The following is an 18660-nucleotide window of genomic DNA, read 5'->3' on the forward strand; positions in this document are numbered from 1 at the left end:
GGAGAACACCGTGGACTTCAACCCCACCGCCGGCCGCCCGATGTCCGAAGCCGAAGCCGCAGTCGCAGCCCGGCAGATCTTCGAAAAGAGCTTCGGGCCCGACCAGATGGCGAGCAGCGTCGGGCCCGAGCCGGTCCGGCACTTCCCAACGTCCTTCCGCGACGAGAGCCCGACACCCACCCACGGCGACGCCCCGCCCGTGTGGCAGGACGACAAGCGGGTCGTGCCCCCGTGGGCGGCCGGCCTGGCAGTCGCCTCCATCGGCGTCGGCGCCGGATCCACCGGTCTCGGCTGCGCGGCCTGGCTGCTGTTCAAGGGCCTGGCCCTCGTCAGCGTTCCCGCTCTCAGCCACTTCGCGCTCATCGTGATCGCCCCGTTCGCCGGCGCGGCGATGGTGCTCACGGCGGCCGGCACGGCCATCGCCAAGGCGAAGAGCAGCAGCACGACGAACGTCTACGAGGGGTCCGTCGTGCAGAACACACAGATCAACAACACCAGCCACCAGCGCGGGATGTTCTCCCGCACCCGCAACGACGTCCGCTGACCCCGGGCGCCCTGCCTCGTATCCGACACCTCGCCCACGGGCCGGGGGCTCGGGTGCGGGACAGGCCGTCCGGCCCCGCGGTCACTCGTAGTCGATCCAGATCCGGCCGTCGTCGTCGACCTCGGCACCCCGGATCTGCCCGTCGACGATCGCGCCGCTGACGACCACCTCGACGTCGTAGTCCACGTCGATCCACAGCACACCGTTGTCGTCCGTGTACGCGGGCCAGATCTGGCCGTCCGTGTCCACGACCTCATCGAAGACGACTTCTTCCGGCTCATCACGGGTGAACCACCCCATCGCAGCCGCCTCCCTTCGCTTCCGGGCCTGTCGCTCACAGCTTGGCCCACTCGCACGCTCCGTGAACACCGCATCGACAACAAGGAGTTGCCCCGTGCCGTCCAACGTCAACACCGGCCAGGACCGCCAGGAGCTCGCCTACCTCCCCGTGCTCTACACGAAGACCCCGCCCAAGGAGCCGCGGTTCGCCGCGCTGCGCACCTGGTGGACGAAGGCGTGGGAAGAGGAGGGCGTCCTGAACACCATGTGGGAGGACATCCTCAGCGCCCCCGAGGACGGCTTCCGGTACATGGCCCCCTGGCTGCGCACCGTCCTCACCCTCGCCGGGATCTCCTTCGTCGTGCTGCTGGCCCGAGCCGCCGGCGAAGTCGTCCTCGAGGCGCTGCACCAGCTGCTCACCGCCGTGCCCAGGGTGCAGGTCGGCGTTGACACCTCCAGCGGCGTGTTCGCCGTCGTCGACCAGCCGGTCCGCACGTACATCGCGCAGCACGCAGCCGGCCTGCCCGTCGCGGCCTCCACCGTCTACACGTTGTGGCTGCTCACCGGCATCGTCGCACTGGTCCTCGGCTACCTCTCCAAGAACAACGGGGTGCGCGCGACGTGGTCGGCACACGGCGCGGCCACCGCGTGGATGGTCTGGTCGGCCACCCCGGACACCAGCCGCCCCGTCGCGGTCGCCCTCGCCGTTCTCGCCTGGACGTTCCTGTCCGCGTTCGCGATGCGCGGGCTGACCCTGCGCCGCCGCGTCGTCGTCGGCCGCCCGGCGAAAGTCACCGTCAAGCCCGAGATCCACGTCCCGGTGCAGCCCCCGGCCCCGGCCGCCGATCAGCCCCCGCACCGCTGCTGCCCGTTCCGGGACTGACCTCCGGACGCTCCGCCTGGTGCTCGCCCACCCGCTACAGCGCGGTGGGCGAGCACCGGACAGGCCGTCCGGCCTTACGCACCACCGTCCCTGTCCCCACCACCTTGCAAGGAGATTCGCCATGCCGGACAACACCCAGACCCCGAAGCCGGTGCAGGGCTATTTCATCCCTGCACAGCCCACCGCCCCGGCCAAGCCGAAGATGCCGCTGCCGAAGCGCGCCGCCCTGGCCGCCGCGGCCGTCCTCGCGATCGTGCTCGGTTCTCACGCCAACGCGGACGGCCAGCCCGCCACCCCGTCCCCGAGCCCATCGGCCACCACGGCCGGGCGGTGACCGCGGTGGAACTCAAACTGCCGTGGATGAGCCGCTCCGACCGGCGCCGCTGGCGATCCGCCCGGACCATCAGCGACCTCGGTGAGCTGATGGCCCTCTGGCTGGAGGGAAAGATCGCTTCCCGCCCCGGCTACCAGCCGCGCTACGGCCCTGAGGATGAGACCGCGCACCTGGTTCCCACCCTCGCCGCCCTGTGCCGGGCCGGATACATCACGACCTGCTCGCAGCCCGGGCTTGTCGGCACCGGTGTGGACGGACTGTGGTGGGAGCAGCGCGCCGCAGTCGAGCTGGTGGTCACCGACCCGAAGCTGTTCCACCGCCTGGTCGACCCCGCGTACGCCGCGGGGATGTTCGTCCGGATCAACGACTACCGCCCCGGCGGCGGCGTCCAGGAGCAGCCCGTCGCCGTCACCACCCGCGACGGCGAGACCGTCACCGAGTTCGGCGGACGAATCAGCCGCGCGGACATGGCCATTCAGTGGCCCGGCCTGGACCGCGACCTCTACCGCGAGGTCAGCACCGGCATGTACGTCTCGATCGTCGCCCCCGAGTACGGAACCGCCGGCGAGTGGATGTGGGTCGTGCTCGACTTCCTCACCGGCCTGCGCCACAACGACCCGACCGACCCGTGGGCGAGCAGCACCCAGCCGACCGGCCCCACCAGCGGCTGACCCTCTCCCGTTACTCCGGTCGCTCCGCCTGGTCCTCGCCCACCCGCCACAGCGCGGTGGGCGAGGACCGGACAGGCCGACCGGCCGCCAGCACCGCCCTGCGTCCCGCCGACGGCGTTCGTCGGCGGGACGCGCTGCTTCCCGCCCACCGACGCCTGGAGGTTCCGCCCGTGCTCATCCCCAGACCGCGCCGCCGGATCGGCCGGCCCCGCCCCTTTCGCCCCGGCCCCCGCTACCCGCAGCAGCCCCGCCAGCTCCCCGGTGCCTGGAGGCCGTGATGGACCGCCCGGCCGAAGACGCCGTCGACCTGGTCGACGTCGACCCCTACGACGACGGCAGCTTCCCGGAGTTCCGCAATCTCCAGGCCCCCGGCGCCGTGGCCGTGCGCGCCGCGGTACGAGGGAAGCAGCCCGTCCCAAAGGAAGGGCTCGCCACCCGCCGCCAGTTACGGGCGCTCGGCCTAAGCCCCGGCGGCCACGATCCCGTCGCCCGGCTCATCTGCCGGGGCGGGAACCGGTGGGCGTGGCTGTACCGCGTCGACCTGGCGGTCCCCAAACGGATATCCACTCTCGCCCAGGAGATGGCCCTGGACCGGGCGATGGCAGCGAGGCAAACGTGTCCCGAATGCCGGAATCGGTACTACGCGTGCCTCCCGCTGCGCACCCAGGGCCGCTGCGACCCCTGCGAGATGGGCATCGAGCCCAGCCCCGACACCGTCATGATCCCGGCCCCGGACACCCACCGGCTCGCCGCCTGACCAACGACCAGCTCCGAAGGGAACCCCATGTTGAGCCTGCTCACCCGCAACCGCCGCACGATCGTCGAACCGCCGGCCCCCGAGCCGGAGCCGTGGCCGGAGAACTGGGCGCCCGACGGCGTCATAGTTACTGAGCGCTACCACAACCAGGTCCTGGCCGTCGTCCTCGTGTACACCACCGACGCGAACGGGTCCTGCTACGCGGTCGCCTGCCTGGGCTGCCACTACCAGACCAGGAGCAACAGCCGGAGCACCTACCGCTCCCTCTACTCGCTGGCCGACGCGGCGGAGGTCGCCAACGAGCACGCGTCCACGTGCCGGGCACTGCCCCGCCCGCTGCTCCCTCGCCCGGACGACAGCGACGCCCGCGACCTGCTGCACAAGTGGGTGCACGGCAGCCGCAGCACGAAGGAGGACGTCATCTTCCGCGTCTGCGAGTTCGATCTGGCCCGCCTGACCCTTCAGCGCACCGGCGCCTGGATCGAGACCGAGCTGAAGCGTCTGGCCGCCGCCGAGCCCGACGTGCTGCACGCCAGCCGAAGCGAGTACAGCGGTTTGGTTCTGCGTATCCTCCGTCGGCCTGCTGATCAGCGCTGACCGGTGCGCACCCGAACCGCTCTGCTGCTCGCGGCCGCCGTTCCGCTCATGGTCACGGCGGCCGCCGTCGCACTCAAGGCCGGCTCCTGGGAACTGGTCGCCAACCGGCACGAGATCCGGCTGTCTCCCCGGCCCCGCCCGGACTGCCCCGAGTGCCGGGGCGAGGGCGGCTGGTGGAGCGAGGGCCTCTACCCAGGCGGCGAACTGTGCTGGTGCTGGGACCGGCCGACACGGACCCTCCGGCTCCTGCCGCGACGGGACCCCTGGCCCGACGAACCCCCGTTCTGACGGATCCCCGTGCTGCCCCGGCCAGCGACAAGCGCTGGCCGGGGCGGTGCGGAGGACCGGACAGCCCGGTCGCTCCGGACCCCCGAAGGAGCTGCACATGACCGAGACCCTCACGCCGCCCACCACCACGGTCGGCGCGGACTCGCCGCTCGCCCTCCTCTTCGACATCGCCCGCGAGATTGGAACGGTGGGCGAAGACGAACAGCGTGACGACGCCGAAACCGCCGCCCTGGACCACATCTGGAACGCCTACCCCGACACCCTCGGCAAGGTCCTGCATGCAGAGGACTGGAGCGGCCGGCCCGCCCTGGCCGGGGCCGGACTCCAGCCGTGCGCCGTCGCCTACCTGGACGGCGGCCTGTGGCTGCACCACTCCAGCGACGGAGACCGCGAGCACGGCGTCCTCACCCTCATCGCGCCCTGCACCTGCGGAAACGGCTACATCGACACCGTCCTGGACGGCGAGTCGGACCTGCTGCAGGTCCTCACCGAGCTGCGCGCCACCGAAGGCCGCTTCCCGCACCACGGCGACGACCTCGACTGCGACAGCCAGCACCGTCTGCGCGCCTGGAGCGACGTCCGGCCGTGACAGCACGAAAGGGGCGGCTGGCGCGCCGATATCGCGCCAGCCGCCCCAACTCCCCTTCACCCTCTGCGAGATCAGGAGAACACCAGCATGCCCCGTCTGCCCCTCACCACCGAGCGTCTGGCCCTTTTCGGCACCCTGCTGAGCGTCTTCGGTGAACTGCACCCCTTCTGCGACCACTGGGTGCAGGGCTCGAAGTCCGCGATGAACAAGCGGCTGTACGGCGAGGACCTGGTCCACGCCGACGGCTCCCCGGCCGATCCGGACTCCCCCCACCCGACCATGACCGAAAGCCAGCTCGGCAGGCGTGCGGTGACCTTTCACGTCGCCTCCTACACCGCCGTGCAACTGGCCGCGACCGTCGCGGTCACCCGGGCGTTCGGCTACCGCGTCAGCCCTGGCGCGCTGCTCGCCGGCACGGTCATCAACGCCGGGACACACGCCGCGATCGACCGCGGCGCCTTACTGATGTGGCTCGCCCGCAAGAGTGGCAAGACCGGCTACATCGAGCACTGCAAGGCCGTCCGCGTCGACGACAAGGACCAGGTCACCTCCGAGCTGACCGGCCCGGGCAGCGCGTGGATGGAGCTGGACGCGGCCCTGCACCGCGCGATCGGCGTCGGTGCCGCCGCCGTCACCACCTGGCTCACCACCCGCCCCGGCTCCCGCCGGTGACCCGTACCCGCCTGGAACGCGTCCGCGCCTCGGTCGGCATCGCCCAGCTCGCCCTCCAGCAGATCGAGGACGACCTCACCGCCGCCGACGTCACCGCCGCCGAACTCGCCGAGAGCCTCCGCGAGTTCCACAGCGAGACCGACCCGCAAGACGGCGTCCTCGGCAAGCTCGCGCAGCTGTTCACCCGCTGCGCACAGACCGCCGACCGCCTCAACGAGGACGACGACGGCGACACCTCCGCCCCGCTGAACGACGCAACCGAACTGCTCACCGAGGGCGTTGCCCTCCACCTGCACTGGGCGACCCGCGCCCTTGACCCCCAAGGAGAAGCCGAATGACCGCGCCGGCACCTGCCTACCCGGACCTGCCCAAGAACGCGCTCGTGGTGCTGATCGGCGCATCCGGCTCCGGGAAGTCCACGCTCGCCGCGACCTGGCCGCCCCACCAGGTCGTCAGCCTCGACAGCCTGAGGGGCGTGATGGCCGACGACTGCGGAGACCAGAGCGCCACCGCCGACGCGGTCGACGCGATGCACCTGATCGTCGACCGCCGGATGGCCCGCGGCCGGACCACGGTCGTCGACGCCACGAGCGTCCACGCCAAGGACCGTGCCCCGCTGGTCGGCCTCGCGAGGCGGCACGCCAGGCCGGTCATCGCCCTCGTCGTCACCACCCCGCTGGATGTGTGCATCGAGCGGCAGCAGGCCCGGCCCGCGAACCGGACCGTGCCCGACGGCACGGTCACCGCCCAGCACCAGGCCATGACCGGCTCACTGGCGACCCTGGACACGGAAGGCTTCACCGACGTCGTCTTCGCCGACAGCCTCCACCGCCTGGAGCCGGTCCTGCGGCGCGCCCGCGACACCCACCGCGCCGAACTCGGCTGGGACAGCGGCGAAGGCCTCGGCGACCTGTACTGGGTGCGGCACTACTTCGGCCCCGCGGTGCTGCCGTTGTGGACCTGGCACACGGACGCCAACGCCGAAGGCAACCGCGTCGGAGAGATCCGCCTCGGCCCCGACCGCATGATCCTCGGCCTGTGCACCGACGCCGAAGGCGACGGCGGCGTGGGTTTCGACCTGCTGGTGGCCTGCCCGCACGACGACGACTGCGCCGCCCCCGCGTGGACGCCGGTCTACTCGGCCGCCGACCTCCTGGCCGCGCACACCGGCACCGGACATCACCCGGACGCCTTCTGCAGCGTCCACGGCGGTGCTGACGACGTCGACCAGGAAGCCGACGACCACACCTACAGCTACGGCCCGGACGACGACCCCGACGGCCGCGCCGACCTTGAGGCACAGGCCATGGCGGCGGTCCGCGAATGACCACCAAGCCCAACATCCCGGCCGCGTGCGGCTGGGACCAGGCTGCGTACCGATGCGGCCGCTGCGGTGCCGAGCACACCGTCACCACCGAGGACGACTACCTCAAAGCCGTCGGCCTCCACGGCGACGCACACGCCGTGTGGGACCGGCTGAATTCCATGGAACGCGACGCCCTGGTCTGGGTCCTGCGGACGATCCTGTCCGCGCCGGCTCTCGCCGTCGAAGTCCTGGCCCTCGCCGACCGGCAGCAGCCCATGGGCGGCGGCACCCGGTGAGCCGGGCCGCGCCCGGGCCACACCCGCACCCGCTCACCCCGGCCGGTCTCCCGGCCGGGGACCAGTGGTGGCACGGCTGCCCGTCCTGCCACCTGCCCGTCCAGGGCGGTACGGCCGGCCTCGCCGCGCACCGCCGCACCGTCCACACCCGCGCGGGCGACCCGCGCATCCCGATCACCATCCAGCTCTGAGCGGCCCCCGCCGCCCGAACCCCTTTCATGGAGGACCGCATGGCACGCACCAAGCCCGTCACCTGGTACATGGCCACCCCGACCGACGGGATCCTCGAACGCAGCCGCCAGGCCGGAAACCCGGTCAACCTCGCCGACGCCGTCGGCCAGGTCATCGACCACCCCACCCCGTGCCGCACCAAGTGGTTAGACGAGACGAACGACTCGTACTTCCGCATGGTCAAGCGGGTCGGCGAGGTGCTGGAGGACATCTGCGTCTGGCCCGTCACCTGGCCGGTCCGCCTGTGGATCGTCGAACCGGTCGGTGACACCGGCAACTGGGGCCAGCGCTACTACCCCTACCGGCTGCTCTCCCACCAGATCCGCATCGTGGAGGAGACCGACGCCTGGCAGGCCCTCGGACGCAACGGCCGCGCGGTCCTGGACGTCATCGACCACCAGATCCCCGAGCGCGCCGCCCGATGGGCCGCCGACTGGGACGCCGACCCCGAGGGCATGGCCGACCGCTGCTGGAACTGGCACCTGTGCGGCGGCCACACCAGCGCCAGCGGCATGTGGGCGAAGTCGATGGTCAGCGCGAGCTCCCACGCCCGGCGCGAGTCCGCCGCCCAGCAGTGGAACGAGTGGATGGCCATGAACAGGGCCGACCAGGTCCTCGCCGAATCCGGCGCCAGCCGGCGGGCCCTCAGCTACGCCCGCGGCCGCGCCGCCGACCTGGCCGTCGCCGCCCAGCACGAGGTCCACTTCGACGCGTACATCCTCGACACGCTGCGCGCCGCCGAACTCGACACCGTCCCCGTCAACGCCTGACAGGCGCCCGTGCCGCCCGCGGCCCGCTCACCACGCGGAACGCGGGCGGCACGACGGCCCTGCACGATCCACCCCGACTGCCTGTAAGGACGGCGACCATGGCCACCCAGACCCGTCACACCGACACCTTCGCCGCGCTCATCGCCTGCTTCACCACGGACCTCGCCGCGCTCACCCGTGAGGAACCGCCGACCGACATCACCCCGACCGGCTTCGTCGACCTCGTAGAGCGCGCCATGCACGTCTTCAGCGCAGCGAACCGCGACCACCTGCAGCGCGCCGGCGAGGAACTCGACTACGCGCGCGGTCACCTCATCGACGCGCTGACCCTCACCGGGGCCGACCAGCGCGACCGGCTGGCCCGGGCGCGCACGCATCTGCGGTACGCCATCGCAACCACCCGCTGACACCGCGCGTTGAGCGCACTCTGTGCTGCCCCGGCCCCCGGCAACCGCCGGGGGCCGGGGCGGTCGCAGTGGCCCCTCAACCACGAGATCTGCGAAGGGAGATGGACGTCATGGGCCTGCCCTACTTCGAGGTCGACGTCCCGATCAGAAGCACCACCCAGCCCGGCCTGTCCGGCCGGCACGTCTTCACCGGCCAGGCCGACAGCCACAGCACCGCGGTACGGATCGCGCACGAGGTCTACGACGCGGCCCGCGCCGCACAGGAGGCCGGAGGCGAGATCCCCGGAAAACGTTCGGACGGCTGGGGAGTCCGCGGCTACCGGCCCGGCTGGGAACTGGACTGGCCCGCCGCGACCGCTGACCGCTGGAACAACCCGTACAGCGGGCTCCGCGCCGCCGACGACGGCGACCTCGAGCTGTAGCTCCGCCCCGGGACAGGCGCACATCGGCGTCCAAACCAGTTCGCCTGCCCCGGGCCCATCCATCCCGTACGAGACGAAAGGGAGATCCCCAGTATGGGCTCCACCCTGCACACACGGGCCCGATTCGGGCAGCGTGCACTCTTACTGACCACCGCCGCCGTCCCCTTGACCGGCTGGACGGTTCACGCCGTCGCCCTGCACCGGCGCCTGACGGCCTCGCAGAAGGACCCGCTGACCGGGCTGCTGCGCCGTGACGCCTACACGGCCCGAGCCCGGGAGGTCCTGACCCGCCACGGCGACCACACCGTGGTGGTCCTGGTCGACGCCGACCACTTCAAGGACATCAACGACACCCTCGGGCATCCGGCCGGCGACACGGTCCTTGCCGCGTTCGGCACCCGGCTCACTGCCTGGGCGGGCCGGAACGCGTCCGTCGGCCGGTTGGGCGGTGACGAGTTCGCCATCGTGCTGCCGATGATCCCGGGCCGCCGCGAGGTCCGCCTGGCGACGCTGGTGCGGATGCTGAACACACCGGTCGTCCTGGACGATGGCCGCCGCGTCCCCGTCGCCGCCTCGGTCGGCGCCGCGACGCCGGACACGATCGGCACCTGCGACCTGTCCGCACTGCAGCGGGCCGCCGACGCCGCCCTGTACGACGGTAAGCACTCCGGCCGCGCACACCTCGCCACCCAGGAGCACACGAGCCTGCCGTCCATCAACGGCCGGCGCGCGGGCCGCCCGGGCACGGCGGTGTGGGGGCAGGCCGCATGAGCGCCCCTACCGCGGTACTGCCCGAGGGCGACTGGATCCGCGGCATCACGATCCGCCAGCCCTGGGCGACCTGCATCCTCGCGGGGAAGAACCCGGAGAACCGCCCCAGGCCCTGGCCGTGGCGCGGCTGGGTTCTGATCCATGCCGGGCAGAAGCTGGAGCGCACCGCCCTGCGCGACCCGCTGGTCGCCACTGCGATCCGCGGCCGCGAACTGCACCTCGGCGCGGTCATCGGCGTCGCCCGCCTCATCGACTGCCATCTGGACCAGGGGCCCGGGCAGTGCACCAGCCCCTGGGCGCAGCGCGACGTCCACCACCTGGTCTTCGCCGACGTCCACGAGCTCGCACTGCCCGTGACTGCCACGGGTGCGCTGCCCGCCTGGAAGCCGGCGCCGGACCTCGTGACCCAGGTGGTCCAGCAACTGCCTCACCTGCGGCCGTAACCCGCCGCCATCGCGTGGAACGCGGCTTGACCGATCCGCCGTGCCGCTGAAGTCCAGAGCCTCTGGCCAGGACGGCCCACGCCCGAATCCCCCTCTCGCATGACCATTCGGAGGGCTCATCCATGAGCCGAACCACCAACCCCACGGCCCCCCAGGCCGATCCCCGGATCCCCTTCCCCCACACCGAGGAACTCCTGGCATGCCGGGAACACCCGGCCTGGTTCGTCCACGAGTACGGCCAGACGACCGACGGCGACGCCGACCGGATCGAGCGCGCCAAGGCCGCCTGCGGCGGCTGCCCCATCGCGGCCGGCTGCCTCAAGTGGGCGCTCGCCAACCCCGACCTGACGCCCAGCGGGATCTGGGCGGCAACCACCGCCCGGCAGCGGACCACGCTGCGCCGACGCCTCCAGATCCGTCTCGGACTCGACTGGGTCGGCGCCGTCGCCCAAGCCGACCGGCAGTGTGCCCGCCGCAGCAGGCCCCCCTCGCCAGCCCCGGACCCGACTCCGGCCGCGAGCCCGATGTGGGCCCGCTACGAGCCCTGGCGCGAGCCGGTCACCCCCGACCAGCAAAAACGCAACCTCGAACTCCTGGACATCGCCCAGCGAAAGACGAGGGCGGCATGACCACCGACTGGCACCGGGCCCTCGAGACCACGCCCCGCCCCCACCGGCCCAACCCCCTCGAACAGCTCGCCGCCGCAGCCCGCGTCACCGCACGCCGCGCCGCCGACAAGGACGACCTGGCCGAGCTCCTGGACGCGATCGGCGCGCCCACCGACGCCGACACCCTCACCACGCTCCTGCCTCACCTTTCCGACACCGCCACCGGAGACCTCATGACCACCCAGGCCCCCCGCGCCAACGCCTACGCGGCAGCCGCCGCCGACATGCTCCACCGCGGCGACAGCCCCGACCAGGTCCGCACCACGCTCGGGCTGTCCGACGCCGAGATCGCCGAAGCCGTCCAGCAAGCGGAAGCCGAACTCGCCCAGAAACCCGCAACCACCCCGGACGCGGACGGCACCCCCACGGGCGGCACCGAGGACGGCAGCACCGAGGACGGTGCCAGGGACGGCAGCACCGAGGACGGTGCCGGGGACGGTGCCTGCTTCCCCGAGCCCGTAGCGCCCGAGACCGCGCAGACGACTCCGCAGGCCGGAATCGAGGCACTGCTCGCCTGGGGCGAGCAGCACACCGCGAAGGGTGTCCAGGCCCTCGCGGCCAAGGCCCGCAGCGCCCTGGCCGAACTCGCCACGCGCCGTGCCAACGAGCAGGCCGTCACCGACGCCGAAGGCCGCGTCGACCGGCTGGAGCGCGAACTCGCCCGGGCCAGGGAGGAACTGCGGCAGGCCAAGACCGGCAAGCCCGTCCCGGCCCCCGCCACCGCCCCGGCCCCCGACGGCAAGCTCAGCAAGGCGCAGCTGGCCGCGATCCGCACCTGGGCGCGGTGCAACGGCCACCAGGTCGCCGACCGGGGCAACCCGGCCAAGGCCGTCCTGGACGCGTACTTCGCCGCCAACCCGCACGCCCGCGGCCAGCTGGCCGCCACAGCACCGGGGGCCGACGCGTGACCGCCGTCGACACGACGACCCGGCACACCTTCGAGGCGGAAGAGCCGGTGACCGCCATCGTCGACCGCGCACGCCGGGGCGACCGCGAGGCCTTCGGGCTCCTGTACGCCCGCTACCAGCCCCAGATTTACGCCTACCTGCTGCGCCGTACCGGCGACCGGCAGCTGAGCGAGGACCTGACCGGCGACGTGTTCCTGCGCGCCCTGGCCCGCATCAGCGCGTTCACCTGGCGCGGCAGCGACATCGGGGCCTGGCTGTCCACGATCGCCCGCAACCTGCTGTTCGACTACTTCAGGAGTTCCCGGTTCCGCCGGGAGTGGCCGACCGCGGACATGCGCGACCACGACCAAGCCGTCGACGACGCCGTCGAACAGATCACGGAGAAGCTGGCCCTGGCGCCCGTCGTCGGAGAACTCCGTAAGGCGATCGCCGGCCTGACCCCCGACCAGCAGGAGTGCCTGCGGCTGCGGTCGTGGTACGACCTGCCGTTCGCCGAGGTCGGCCGCCGCATGAACCGCTCCCAGCATGCCGCCCAGATCCTCCACCGGCGCGCGCTGAGCAACCTGAAGGCCCCGCACATCAAGGCCGCGCTGTCCTGCCCTACCCGGCCCGATGCCGGGATCCCGTCCGGCGCCTTCGCTGCCGGCGCCGCCTCGCCCGTGCTTCCCGGCCAGAACACCCTCGGAAGGACCCCAGTCATGGCGACGTCCGCCGCCCCCGCCTCCAACGGTTCCACCGCGGTCGTCGCGTTAACGGCCGACCAGGCCGTGGCCCTGGTCCTGCTGCGCGACGGCTACTGCGAACGCAGCATCATCCAGCGCACCGGCATCGACGGCGACACCCTCTATGAGCTGGCCGCCGCCCACGACATCAGCGCCCCGCACGGCACGGTGGAAGGCCACCGCTGCCACGAGGCCGCTGACACCGAACCGTGCGATGAGTGCAGCCTTGCCGACGGCCGCGACCAGGCCCGCGCGCTCGCCCGGCACCGCAAGTCCGTCACTTCCCTGCCCCGCGCCCTGCAGCGCCAGGTCGGCTGCACCACCGGACGCAGGAAGGCGGGAACACGCTGATGGAACCCATCCCGTACGCGCTCACCGGCTACCTGGACAGCGCGGGCATACCCGGCACCGACCTCGAGGCTGCCGCCTGGCGGCTGACCTCCTCCCCTGAGGACTGCACCGACGTGCAAGAGGCGATCATTCCCTGCACCACCAGCCGGCCGGACCTCGCGCACATCCTGCTCACCGAGTGCCAGACCGGCGACCTGCTGCGCGTCACCGGCCACCTCACCCTCCCCGACACCGCCGACGGCCGCATCCAGATGGACGTCGACACCCTGGAGGTCCTGTGGGCGGTGGCGCTCGAACTGGACCAGCTCCAGGAGGAAGAAGACGACGGTGAGGGTGAGGACGCCGGCGTCCCGGAGCCCGCGGACCACGCAGCGCGGGCTCGGGCGATCCACGTCCTGGCCGAAGCCCTCACGGGCCTCGCCTGTGACCCCGCTGCCGGTGAACAGCCAGATGTCCGCATCCACATCGGACCCGTCGGCGGGAACGAACTGGACGCCTACTGCCACAGCATCGATGTCACCACGGCCATGACGCACATGCTCGCCGACGCAGTCGACGCCATGCTCGCCATGGTCAGCAGCCTGCCCCCGCAGGCCGGTGACGGCCTGGACCCGCTGGCCCTCGCCGACCTCGCCGCCTACTTCGACGGCCTGGATCTCACCGAACTCACCCGGGCCGTCCTCGATGAGACCCGGCCCGAGGACCGGCTCGCCGTCACCCGCGCCCTGGACAGCATGTTCGGCGACATCCCGGTCACCGGCATCGACGACAACGACCAGTAGACCGCCGTACCACGGCCTCACAGCAGCATCGACCGGCCCGGGCGGGCCGCCTCCACCTCGAGGCGGCCTGCCCGGGCCCTTTCACGCTCCCGTAGCCACGAGGAATAGGTCCTGATGAAACTCACCATCGACACCGAAAAGCTTGCCGACGCCGCCCAGTGGGCGCTGCGTGCCGTCCCCGGCAACCCGCCCACGCCGGTCATGGCCGGCATGCGGCTCGAAGCCGCCGACGACAACACCCTGGCCCTGGCCGGGTACGACTACTACCGCTCCGCCCGCGCGGCTGAGGACTGCGAGGTGTCCGAGCCCGGCACGCTCCTGGTCCCCGGCCGCGTCTTCACCGACATCGTCAAGGCCTTCCCCAAGGGCAAGCCCACCACGCTGGCCCTGGACGGCACCGACCTCGCCCTGTCCTGCGGCAGCGCGCACATCCTCCTGCCGACCCTGCCGCTGGACGACTACCCGACCCTGCCGACGATCTCCGCCGCGAGCGGCACGGTCGACGGCGCCACCCTGGCCGCTGCCGGCGCCCGGGTCGCGGCGGCCGCCACCACCGACGAGACCCTCGCGGCCCTGACCGGCGTCCAGTTCGGCCTCAGCGACACCACGATCACGCTGTCGGCGACCGACCGGTACACGTTCCACGTCGCCGACTTGGCCTGGACCCCCAACCCGGCCCCCAAGGGCAAGGGCAAGAACAGGCCCCGTGTCGCGGGCAACACGCTCGTACCGGCCGACGCCGTACGCGACGCCGCCCGCATCCTCGCCGACGCCGACCAGGCGGAACTCACCATCACCGAGTCCCAGTTCGCCATCAGCGTTCCCGGCCGGTGGGCCACCAGCAGCCTCATCGAAGGCGAACTTCCCAAGTACGCCGCTCTGTTCCCCACCGAGTTCGAGTCCGTCGCCACCACCAGCACCGAGGCCCTGACCGACGCCATCAAACACATCCAGCCGCTGCTGGGCAAAGCCGACCCGATGCTCCTCGAAGTCGCCGACGGTCAGATCACCGTGCGCGCCGGAACCGACGACAAGGGCCGCGGCCGCGACCAGGTCCACGCCGACCTCGAAGGCGACCCGCTGACCATCGCCTTCAACCCGGGGCTTCTGCTCAGGACCCTCCAGCAGATCGACGGGCCCTTCACCCAGTTCAACTTCACCACCCCGACCAAGCCCGTCCTGCTGCACGCTCCCGAGAAGGCCGACACGTTCCGGGGCCTGATCATGCCGATCCGCCTCACCAAGGGCAGCAGCTGAGCCACCCCGCCCGGACACGGGCGCCACCCTGCCTGCGGGGCGGCCGTCGACATCGCTCCGGCCGCCCCGCAGCACCACCTGTCCCGGCGCATCAGACCCCACGTCTCAGAGACGAGGAATCGCATGACTGTCCGCGCATTCTGGAAAGACGTCCTCCGCCTCACCGCCCTCGGTATCGACGGATACGTATGCGACCAGCAGGCCGCCCGCCGTCCGAGGGTCGTTGTGCTGTGCGGATCCACCAGGTACTGGGAGGAGTTCCAAGAGGCCAACCTGTACGAGACCGCGGCCGGCCGGATCGTCCTCGCGCCCGGCTGCAACCTCAAGCAGCCCCACCCCCTGTGGGCTGACCCCGCCCAGACTGACCGCCTCAAGGAAGTTCTGGACGACCTGCACCTGCGGAAGATCGACCTCGCTGACGACGTCCTCGTGGTCAACCCCGGCGGCTACATCGGCGAGAGCACCCGCCGCGAGATCGACTACGCCCGCGGCCTCGGCAAGTCCATCCGCTACACCCACCCCGTGGACGGCGGAGGCGGCCGTGGCTGACAGTACGTCGATCGAATGGACCGACAGCACCTGGAATCCGGTCACCGGCTGTACCAAGGTCAGCCCCGGATGCGACAACTGCTACGCGGAGACCTTCGCCGAACGGTGGCGCGGCACCGCTGGCCACCACTTCGAGAACGGCTTCGACATCACCCTGCGGCCGGACCGGCTGCGGCTGCCGATGACGTGGCGCACCCCGCGCCGCGTCTTCCTCAACAGCATGTCCGACCTGTTCCACACCGACATCCCCGACCACTACATCGCCCAGGTGTTCGCCGTCATGGCGCTCACCCCACAGCACACCTACCAGGTCCTCACCAAGCGGCACGGCCGCATGAAGACGCTGCTGTCCAGCCCGACCTTCTGGCATCTGGTGGCAGAGCAGGGCCGTGCGCACTTCATCGGCTGTCAGCAGGACTGGCTCGCCGTCGGCGCGATGCTGGGCGGCAAGCCGCTGCCCAACGTGTGGCTGGGCGTCTCGGTCGAAGACCAGAAGTGGGCTGACATCCGGATCCCCGCCCTGCTGGGCACCCCGGCCGCCGTGCGGTTCCTCTCCTGCGAACCCCTGCTGGGGCCCGTAGACCTCAAACGGGCCGTCATCACCATGGGCAGCGAGCGCGGTCACGGTCTCACCGCCTCCTTCGTCCACGCCGACGGATGTTGCGAGAGGGGCCTCCACGGCATCGACTGGGTGATCGCGGGAGGAGAGAGCGGGCCCCGGGCACGCCCCATGCACCCGCAGTGGGCCCGCCACCTGCGTGATCAGTGCGCATGGGCTGGGGTGCCGTTCTTCCTCAAACAGTGGGGGGAGTTCGCACCCGAGGACCACGGACACGACCGCGGCCGTGTCGTCCTCATCGACACCCAGGGCCGGAGCTGGACGGAACGGGATGCACCCGCCCTCAAGGACGCGGTCCGCATGCGCCGCGTGGGCAAGACGAAGGCCGGACGGCTCCTGGACGGCCGGCACCACGACGGCTTCCCGGACCGGTGAGCGGGATGGCCGGCCGCGTGTACCTCGAGCGCGGCCAGCCCGTCACCGTGCTCATCGCGTACTGCGCCCGCCGCGTACCCGACGTCACCGGCGACTGGCTGCACTTCCAGTGGCCCGGCCGGCGACCCGCCGCCGGGCCGCGCAACGTGGCGATCCTCCGCACCGACGGATCGATCGTCGTCCGGCCGTTCCGAGGCCTCACCCGCAGCGCTCCGACCGACAGCCCCCACCCGAGGAACCCATGACCATCCCCCACCTGAGCCCCTACAGCGCGGCCTCCGAGGCGGCCGGCGTCCTGCTCGCCGCGCACCCCGACCTCCCCGCCAGGTCGGTGGACGTCGCCCACGTGCGCGGCCTCGGACCGGCCGCCCTGATCCAGGTCGAGGACAAGCCCGCCCTGCGGTCCTGGGCGCAGGCACTGAACACCACCGCCCGCACCACGGGCGCCAGCGGCTACGGCACCCCCGAGCCCCACCAGCAGACCGGCCTGTCCGAGTGGCTGTGGTGGCGGATGACGTTCATCGACACGACCGTCGACCAGATACCCATCCGGCTGTGGACGCTCGAAACCACCGACCAGCCACGTGCCCTGGCCACCTTCCTCGCCTCCAGCGCGCACACCCCCGTCGGCACCACCACCGAGTAGCAGCCACGACCCCGGAGCGCCGTGCCCGCCATTGTGCGGGCGCGGCGCTCCCCCCTTTCAGCAATGCCTGTGGGGGCGGCCGCCGGTACCGATTCCGGCCGCCCCGCAACACCACCCCATCCGGAAGGAACCCGAGAAGCCGATGACCGCCTCCCCCTCCACCGGCCAGCCCACCGTGCCGGACTGGCTCGCCGCTGCCGAAGCCGCCCACCAGGAACAGCAGATCGACACAGTGGCCCAGGGCCTGCAGCGGGTACAGCGCCACGCCGACCTGATCAACGCCCGCCTCGCCGAACTCGGCATCGAGCCGCTCGAGGCCGCCGGCATCGACAACCACGGCAACCTGCAGCCCGCCCGACTGACCCAGCCCGAGTACGAGCCGTACGCCTACTACGAGGTCCGCGCGGCCTGGAGCGAGGCCGACAAGCAGGTCGAACTCCACACCGCCGACTGGGAGGCCGACCACCCCGAGTTCGGCCGCGTCCGTCTGCTGAATTCGCTCGCCGACGTCGCCGCCGCCCGCCGCGAGTGGCCCAAGATCCCCGCCCCCAGGCGCGACTACCGCCGCGAGGCGCTCCGCGCGATCGACGGCCTCAACGTCGACAGCCTCAGCAGCGCCGACGTCGAAGCGATCGCGAACGCCGTCCACGGCAACACCGCGGCGCTGCTGCACCTCGCCGACACCATCGCCCGCACCAACACGACCGTCTGAACACGCCCCCTCTCCCCGCAGCACCAGCTCACTCACCGAAAGAGCCCTCATGACGGACACCACCGACCTCACCCGCCTGCGCACCCGGCTGCTGAGCGCCGCCTACGCCAACGCGGACTTCTGGACGCAGCGCACGGCGCTCCTCACCGACCAGGCCCTGGCCGCCCTCGCCGACCGCGACCCGGCCGCCGCCGAAGACCTCGCCCACCGCCAGACGGACCCGGACTTCCTCAACGACACCCGGGTCCTGGGCGCGGCCATCCACGCCGGGATCGACACCAGCCACTGGAAGGACCGACGCGACAAGATCCGCGACTACGCCCGGGAGGCCGACTGGCTGAACACGGGGACCGACCCGGACACCGAGGCCAAACGGCTGTGGTCATCGCTGTACGGCCACTACCCCGCCATCGCGCAAGCCCTGGCCGCCTTCCTCACCGCCCTGCCGCCCACCTGGCGCGAGGACCTGTTCACCCGCACCCACCTCTTCCCCGCCCCCAACGGCCCGGCCAAGCCACAGTTCCCCGGACCGGAGACCGCTCCCTACGACGACATGAGCTGGGAGGACTGCCCGGCCTGCGCCGAAGCTCAAGACCAGTGCCGCTTCCACAAGGGCGTCAGCGCCGGCATGGACTACCAGGCCGACCTGATCAAAACCCTCCTGGCCGACCACCAGGCCACCGAGTTCGTCCAGCAGCGCCACGCCGAACTTGAGACGCGCGCTGCCCAGTCGGCGACGGCCGACACGAACACCTCCGCCACCCAGTGAACGCCCGGGGCGGCCGTCGACCTCGAGTCCGGCCGCCCCGGC

General features: G+C 71.8%; 30 protein-coding genes. 29 read left to right on the plus strand and 1 reads right to left on the minus strand.

Going from position 1 to position 18660, the window contains the following annotated elements:
* Nucleotides 1-10: 10 nt before the first annotated feature.
* Nucleotides 11-544, plus strand: coding sequence for a hypothetical protein (locus ACYQ8Q_RS45045; protein ID WP_460074060.1), 534 nt, complete (start codon nt 11-13; stop codon nt 542-544).
* An 81-nt stretch (nt 545-625) separates the two neighbouring features.
* Here the strand turns inward: ACYQ8Q_RS45045 and ACYQ8Q_RS45050 are convergent, their stop codons facing one another.
* Nucleotides 626-844: a hypothetical protein gene (locus tag ACYQ8Q_RS45050; RefSeq protein WP_460074062.1), complete on the minus strand. Its 219-nt coding sequence runs from the start codon at nt 842-844 to the stop codon at nt 626-628.
* Nucleotides 845-938: 94 nt separating this feature from the next.
* On the opposite strand from ACYQ8Q_RS45050, the gene ACYQ8Q_RS45055 reads away from it, so the two are divergent.
* From ACYQ8Q_RS45055 to ACYQ8Q_RS45190, 28 genes are all read left to right on the plus strand, one after another.
* Nucleotides 939-1706 carry a hypothetical protein gene (locus ACYQ8Q_RS45055; RefSeq protein WP_460074063.1) on the plus strand — a complete coding sequence of 256 codons (768 nt, stop codon included), beginning with the start codon at nt 939-941 and terminating at the stop codon, nt 1704-1706.
* A gap of 121 nt (nt 1707-1827) precedes the next feature.
* Complete coding sequence (locus tag ACYQ8Q_RS45060) at nt 1828-2040, plus strand: hypothetical protein (RefSeq protein WP_460074065.1); 213 nt, start codon at nt 1828-1830, stop codon at nt 2038-2040.
* Nucleotides 2041-2066: 26 nt separating this feature from the next.
* Nucleotides 2067-2711 (plus strand): DUF6919 domain-containing protein, encoded by a 645-nt coding sequence (locus ACYQ8Q_RS45065; RefSeq protein ID WP_460074067.1) that lies wholly within the window; start codon nt 2067-2069, stop codon nt 2709-2711.
* Nucleotides 2712-2988: 277 nt separating this feature from the next.
* Nucleotides 2989-3468 (plus strand): RRQRL motif-containing zinc-binding protein, encoded by a 480-nt coding sequence (locus ACYQ8Q_RS45070; protein WP_460074069.1) that lies wholly within the window; start codon nt 2989-2991, stop codon nt 3466-3468.
* A 27-nt stretch (nt 3469-3495) separates the two neighbouring features.
* On the plus strand, nt 3496-4065 hold the full coding sequence (locus tag ACYQ8Q_RS45075; RefSeq protein ID WP_460074071.1) for a hypothetical protein: 570 nt from the start codon (nt 3496-3498) through the stop codon (nt 4063-4065).
* Between the two features lie 3 nt (nt 4066-4068).
* On the plus strand, nt 4069-4353 hold the full coding sequence (locus ACYQ8Q_RS45080; protein WP_460074072.1) for a hypothetical protein: 285 nt from the start codon (nt 4069-4071) through the stop codon (nt 4351-4353).
* A gap of 97 nt (nt 4354-4450) precedes the next feature.
* A complete protein-coding gene (locus ACYQ8Q_RS45085) occupies nt 4451-4942 on the plus strand; it encodes a hypothetical protein (RefSeq protein WP_460074074.1) in 492 nt (163 codons plus the stop codon).
* 87 nt (nt 4943-5029) lie between these two features.
* Nucleotides 5030-5614, plus strand: coding sequence for a hypothetical protein (locus ACYQ8Q_RS45090; RefSeq protein ID WP_460074075.1), 585 nt, complete (start codon nt 5030-5032; stop codon nt 5612-5614).
* Nucleotides 5611-5952, plus strand: coding sequence for a hypothetical protein (locus tag ACYQ8Q_RS45095; protein WP_460074077.1), 342 nt, complete (start codon nt 5611-5613; stop codon nt 5950-5952). Before ACYQ8Q_RS45090 ends, ACYQ8Q_RS45095 begins: the two co-directional genes overlap by 4 nt.
* On the plus strand, nt 5949-6941 hold the full coding sequence (locus tag ACYQ8Q_RS45100) for an AAA family ATPase (protein ID WP_460074079.1): 993 nt from the start codon (nt 5949-5951) through the stop codon (nt 6939-6941). Before ACYQ8Q_RS45095 ends, ACYQ8Q_RS45100 begins: the two co-directional genes overlap by 4 nt.
* Complete coding sequence (locus ACYQ8Q_RS45105) at nt 6938-7216, plus strand: hypothetical protein (protein WP_460074081.1); 279 nt, start codon at nt 6938-6940, stop codon at nt 7214-7216. Before ACYQ8Q_RS45100 ends, ACYQ8Q_RS45105 begins: the two co-directional genes overlap by 4 nt.
* Nucleotides 7213-7407, plus strand: coding sequence for a hypothetical protein (locus ACYQ8Q_RS45110; protein ID WP_460074083.1), 195 nt, complete (start codon nt 7213-7215; stop codon nt 7405-7407). Before ACYQ8Q_RS45105 ends, ACYQ8Q_RS45110 begins: the two co-directional genes overlap by 4 nt.
* A 39-nt stretch (nt 7408-7446) precedes the next feature.
* Nucleotides 7447-8217, plus strand: a complete 771-nt coding sequence (locus tag ACYQ8Q_RS45115) for a hypothetical protein (RefSeq protein WP_460074084.1) — start codon at nt 7447-7449, stop codon at nt 8215-8217.
* A gap of 98 nt (nt 8218-8315) precedes the next feature.
* Nucleotides 8316-8624: a hypothetical protein gene (locus ACYQ8Q_RS45120; protein WP_460074086.1), complete on the plus strand. Its 309-nt coding sequence runs from the start codon at nt 8316-8318 to the stop codon at nt 8622-8624.
* A 101-nt stretch (nt 8625-8725) separates the two neighbouring features.
* Nucleotides 8726-9046, plus strand: coding sequence for a hypothetical protein (locus tag ACYQ8Q_RS45125; protein ID WP_460074088.1), 321 nt, complete (start codon nt 8726-8728; stop codon nt 9044-9046).
* Nucleotides 9047-9139: 93 nt separating this feature from the next.
* Nucleotides 9140-9817 (plus strand): GGDEF domain-containing protein, encoded by a 678-nt coding sequence (locus ACYQ8Q_RS45130; RefSeq protein WP_460074090.1) that lies wholly within the window; start codon nt 9140-9142, stop codon nt 9815-9817.
* Nucleotides 9814-10260 carry an ASCH domain-containing protein gene (locus ACYQ8Q_RS45135; RefSeq protein ID WP_460074092.1) on the plus strand — a complete coding sequence of 149 codons (447 nt, stop codon included), beginning with the start codon at nt 9814-9816 and terminating at the stop codon, nt 10258-10260. Before ACYQ8Q_RS45130 ends, ACYQ8Q_RS45135 begins: the two co-directional genes overlap by 4 nt.
* Nucleotides 10261-10382: 122 nt before the next feature.
* The gene (locus ACYQ8Q_RS45140) at nt 10383-10889 is read left to right on the plus strand and encodes a WhiB family transcriptional regulator (protein WP_460074093.1); all 507 of its coding nucleotides are present in this window, start codon (nt 10383-10385) and stop codon (nt 10887-10889) included.
* A complete protein-coding gene (locus ACYQ8Q_RS45145; protein ID WP_460074095.1) occupies nt 10886-11836 on the plus strand; it encodes an Lsr2 family DNA-binding protein in 951 nt (316 codons plus the stop codon). Before ACYQ8Q_RS45140 ends, ACYQ8Q_RS45145 begins: the two co-directional genes overlap by 4 nt.
* Nucleotides 11833-12909: a sigma-70 family RNA polymerase sigma factor gene (locus ACYQ8Q_RS45150; RefSeq protein WP_460074096.1), complete on the plus strand. Its 1077-nt coding sequence runs from the start codon at nt 11833-11835 to the stop codon at nt 12907-12909. The genes ACYQ8Q_RS45145 and ACYQ8Q_RS45150 overlap by 4 nt, the downstream gene beginning before the upstream one ends.
* A complete protein-coding gene (locus tag ACYQ8Q_RS45155) occupies nt 12909-13691 on the plus strand; it encodes a hypothetical protein (protein WP_460074098.1) in 783 nt (260 codons plus the stop codon). Before ACYQ8Q_RS45150 ends, ACYQ8Q_RS45155 begins: the two co-directional genes overlap by 1 nt.
* A 114-nt stretch (nt 13692-13805) precedes the next feature.
* Nucleotides 13806-14948 carry a DNA polymerase III subunit beta gene (dnaN, locus tag ACYQ8Q_RS45160; RefSeq protein ID WP_460074100.1) on the plus strand — a complete coding sequence of 381 codons (1143 nt, stop codon included), beginning with the start codon at nt 13806-13808 and terminating at the stop codon, nt 14946-14948.
* A 123-nt stretch (nt 14949-15071) separates the two neighbouring features.
* Nucleotides 15072-15497 (plus strand): hypothetical protein, encoded by a 426-nt coding sequence (locus tag ACYQ8Q_RS45165; protein WP_460074101.1) that lies wholly within the window; start codon nt 15072-15074, stop codon nt 15495-15497.
* Nucleotides 15490-16491, plus strand: coding sequence for a DUF5131 family protein (locus ACYQ8Q_RS45170; RefSeq protein WP_460074103.1), 1002 nt, complete (start codon nt 15490-15492; stop codon nt 16489-16491). Before ACYQ8Q_RS45165 ends, ACYQ8Q_RS45170 begins: the two co-directional genes overlap by 8 nt.
* A 5-nt stretch (nt 16492-16496) precedes the next feature.
* A complete protein-coding gene (locus ACYQ8Q_RS45175; protein ID WP_460074104.1) occupies nt 16497-16736 on the plus strand; it encodes a hypothetical protein in 240 nt (79 codons plus the stop codon).
* Nucleotides 16733-17137: a hypothetical protein gene (locus ACYQ8Q_RS45180; protein WP_460074106.1), complete on the plus strand. Its 405-nt coding sequence runs from the start codon at nt 16733-16735 to the stop codon at nt 17135-17137. The genes ACYQ8Q_RS45175 and ACYQ8Q_RS45180 overlap by 4 nt, the downstream gene beginning before the upstream one ends.
* A gap of 142 nt (nt 17138-17279) precedes the next feature.
* Nucleotides 17280-17849, plus strand: a complete 570-nt coding sequence (locus ACYQ8Q_RS45185; RefSeq protein WP_460074107.1) for a hypothetical protein — start codon at nt 17280-17282, stop codon at nt 17847-17849.
* 49 nt (nt 17850-17898) lie between these two features.
* On the plus strand, nt 17899-18618 hold the full coding sequence (locus ACYQ8Q_RS45190) for a hypothetical protein (RefSeq protein ID WP_460074108.1): 720 nt from the start codon (nt 17899-17901) through the stop codon (nt 18616-18618).
* The last annotated feature ends 42 nt before the right edge of the window (nt 18619-18660 follow it).

The organism is Streptomyces sp. YKOK-I1, from assembly GCF_054660435.1.

Coding starts and splice junctions, on each gene's coding strand:
- ACYQ8Q_RS45050 (WP_460074062.1), bottom strand. CDS start 844: ATGGGGTGGTTCACCCGTGATGAGCCGGAAGAAGTCGTCTTCGATGAG.
- ACYQ8Q_RS45060 (WP_460074065.1), top strand. CDS start 1,828: ATGCCGGACAACACCCAGACCCCGAAGCCGGTGCAGGGCTATTTCATC.
- ACYQ8Q_RS45065 (WP_460074067.1), top strand. CDS start 2,067: ATGAGCCGCTCCGACCGGCGCCGCTGGCGATCCGCCCGGACCATCAGC.
- ACYQ8Q_RS45070 (WP_460074069.1), top strand. CDS start 2,989: ATGGACCGCCCGGCCGAAGACGCCGTCGACCTGGTCGACGTCGACCCC.
- ACYQ8Q_RS45075 (WP_460074071.1), top strand. CDS start 3,496: ATGTTGAGCCTGCTCACCCGCAACCGCCGCACGATCGTCGAACCGCCG.
- ACYQ8Q_RS45085 (WP_460074074.1), top strand. CDS start 4,451: ATGACCGAGACCCTCACGCCGCCCACCACCACGGTCGGCGCGGACTCG.
- ACYQ8Q_RS45090 (WP_460074075.1), top strand. CDS start 5,030: ATGCCCCGTCTGCCCCTCACCACCGAGCGTCTGGCCCTTTTCGGCACC.
- ACYQ8Q_RS45100 (WP_460074079.1), top strand. CDS start 5,949: ATGACCGCGCCGGCACCTGCCTACCCGGACCTGCCCAAGAACGCGCTC.
- ACYQ8Q_RS45105 (WP_460074081.1), top strand. CDS start 6,938: ATGACCACCAAGCCCAACATCCCGGCCGCGTGCGGCTGGGACCAGGCT.
- ACYQ8Q_RS45115 (WP_460074084.1), top strand. CDS start 7,447: ATGGCACGCACCAAGCCCGTCACCTGGTACATGGCCACCCCGACCGAC.
- ACYQ8Q_RS45120 (WP_460074086.1), top strand. CDS start 8,316: ATGGCCACCCAGACCCGTCACACCGACACCTTCGCCGCGCTCATCGCC.
- ACYQ8Q_RS45125 (WP_460074088.1), top strand. CDS start 8,726: ATGGACGTCATGGGCCTGCCCTACTTCGAGGTCGACGTCCCGATCAGA.
- ACYQ8Q_RS45130 (WP_460074090.1), top strand. CDS start 9,140: ATGGGCTCCACCCTGCACACACGGGCCCGATTCGGGCAGCGTGCACTC.
- ACYQ8Q_RS45135 (WP_460074092.1), top strand. CDS start 9,814: ATGAGCGCCCCTACCGCGGTACTGCCCGAGGGCGACTGGATCCGCGGC.
- ACYQ8Q_RS45140 (WP_460074093.1), top strand. CDS start 10,383: ATGAGCCGAACCACCAACCCCACGGCCCCCCAGGCCGATCCCCGGATC.
- ACYQ8Q_RS45145 (WP_460074095.1), top strand. CDS start 10,886: ATGACCACCGACTGGCACCGGGCCCTCGAGACCACGCCCCGCCCCCAC.
- ACYQ8Q_RS45155 (WP_460074098.1), top strand. CDS start 12,909: ATGGAACCCATCCCGTACGCGCTCACCGGCTACCTGGACAGCGCGGGC.
- dnaN (WP_460074100.1), top strand. CDS start 13,806: ATGAAACTCACCATCGACACCGAAAAGCTTGCCGACGCCGCCCAGTGG.
- ACYQ8Q_RS45165 (WP_460074101.1), top strand. CDS start 15,072: ATGACTGTCCGCGCATTCTGGAAAGACGTCCTCCGCCTCACCGCCCTC.
- ACYQ8Q_RS45175 (WP_460074104.1), top strand. CDS start 16,497: ATGGCCGGCCGCGTGTACCTCGAGCGCGGCCAGCCCGTCACCGTGCTC.
- ACYQ8Q_RS45180 (WP_460074106.1), top strand. CDS start 16,733: ATGACCATCCCCCACCTGAGCCCCTACAGCGCGGCCTCCGAGGCGGCC.
- ACYQ8Q_RS45185 (WP_460074107.1), top strand. CDS start 17,280: ATGACCGCCTCCCCCTCCACCGGCCAGCCCACCGTGCCGGACTGGCTC.
- ACYQ8Q_RS45190 (WP_460074108.1), top strand. CDS start 17,899: ATGACGGACACCACCGACCTCACCCGCCTGCGCACCCGGCTGCTGAGC.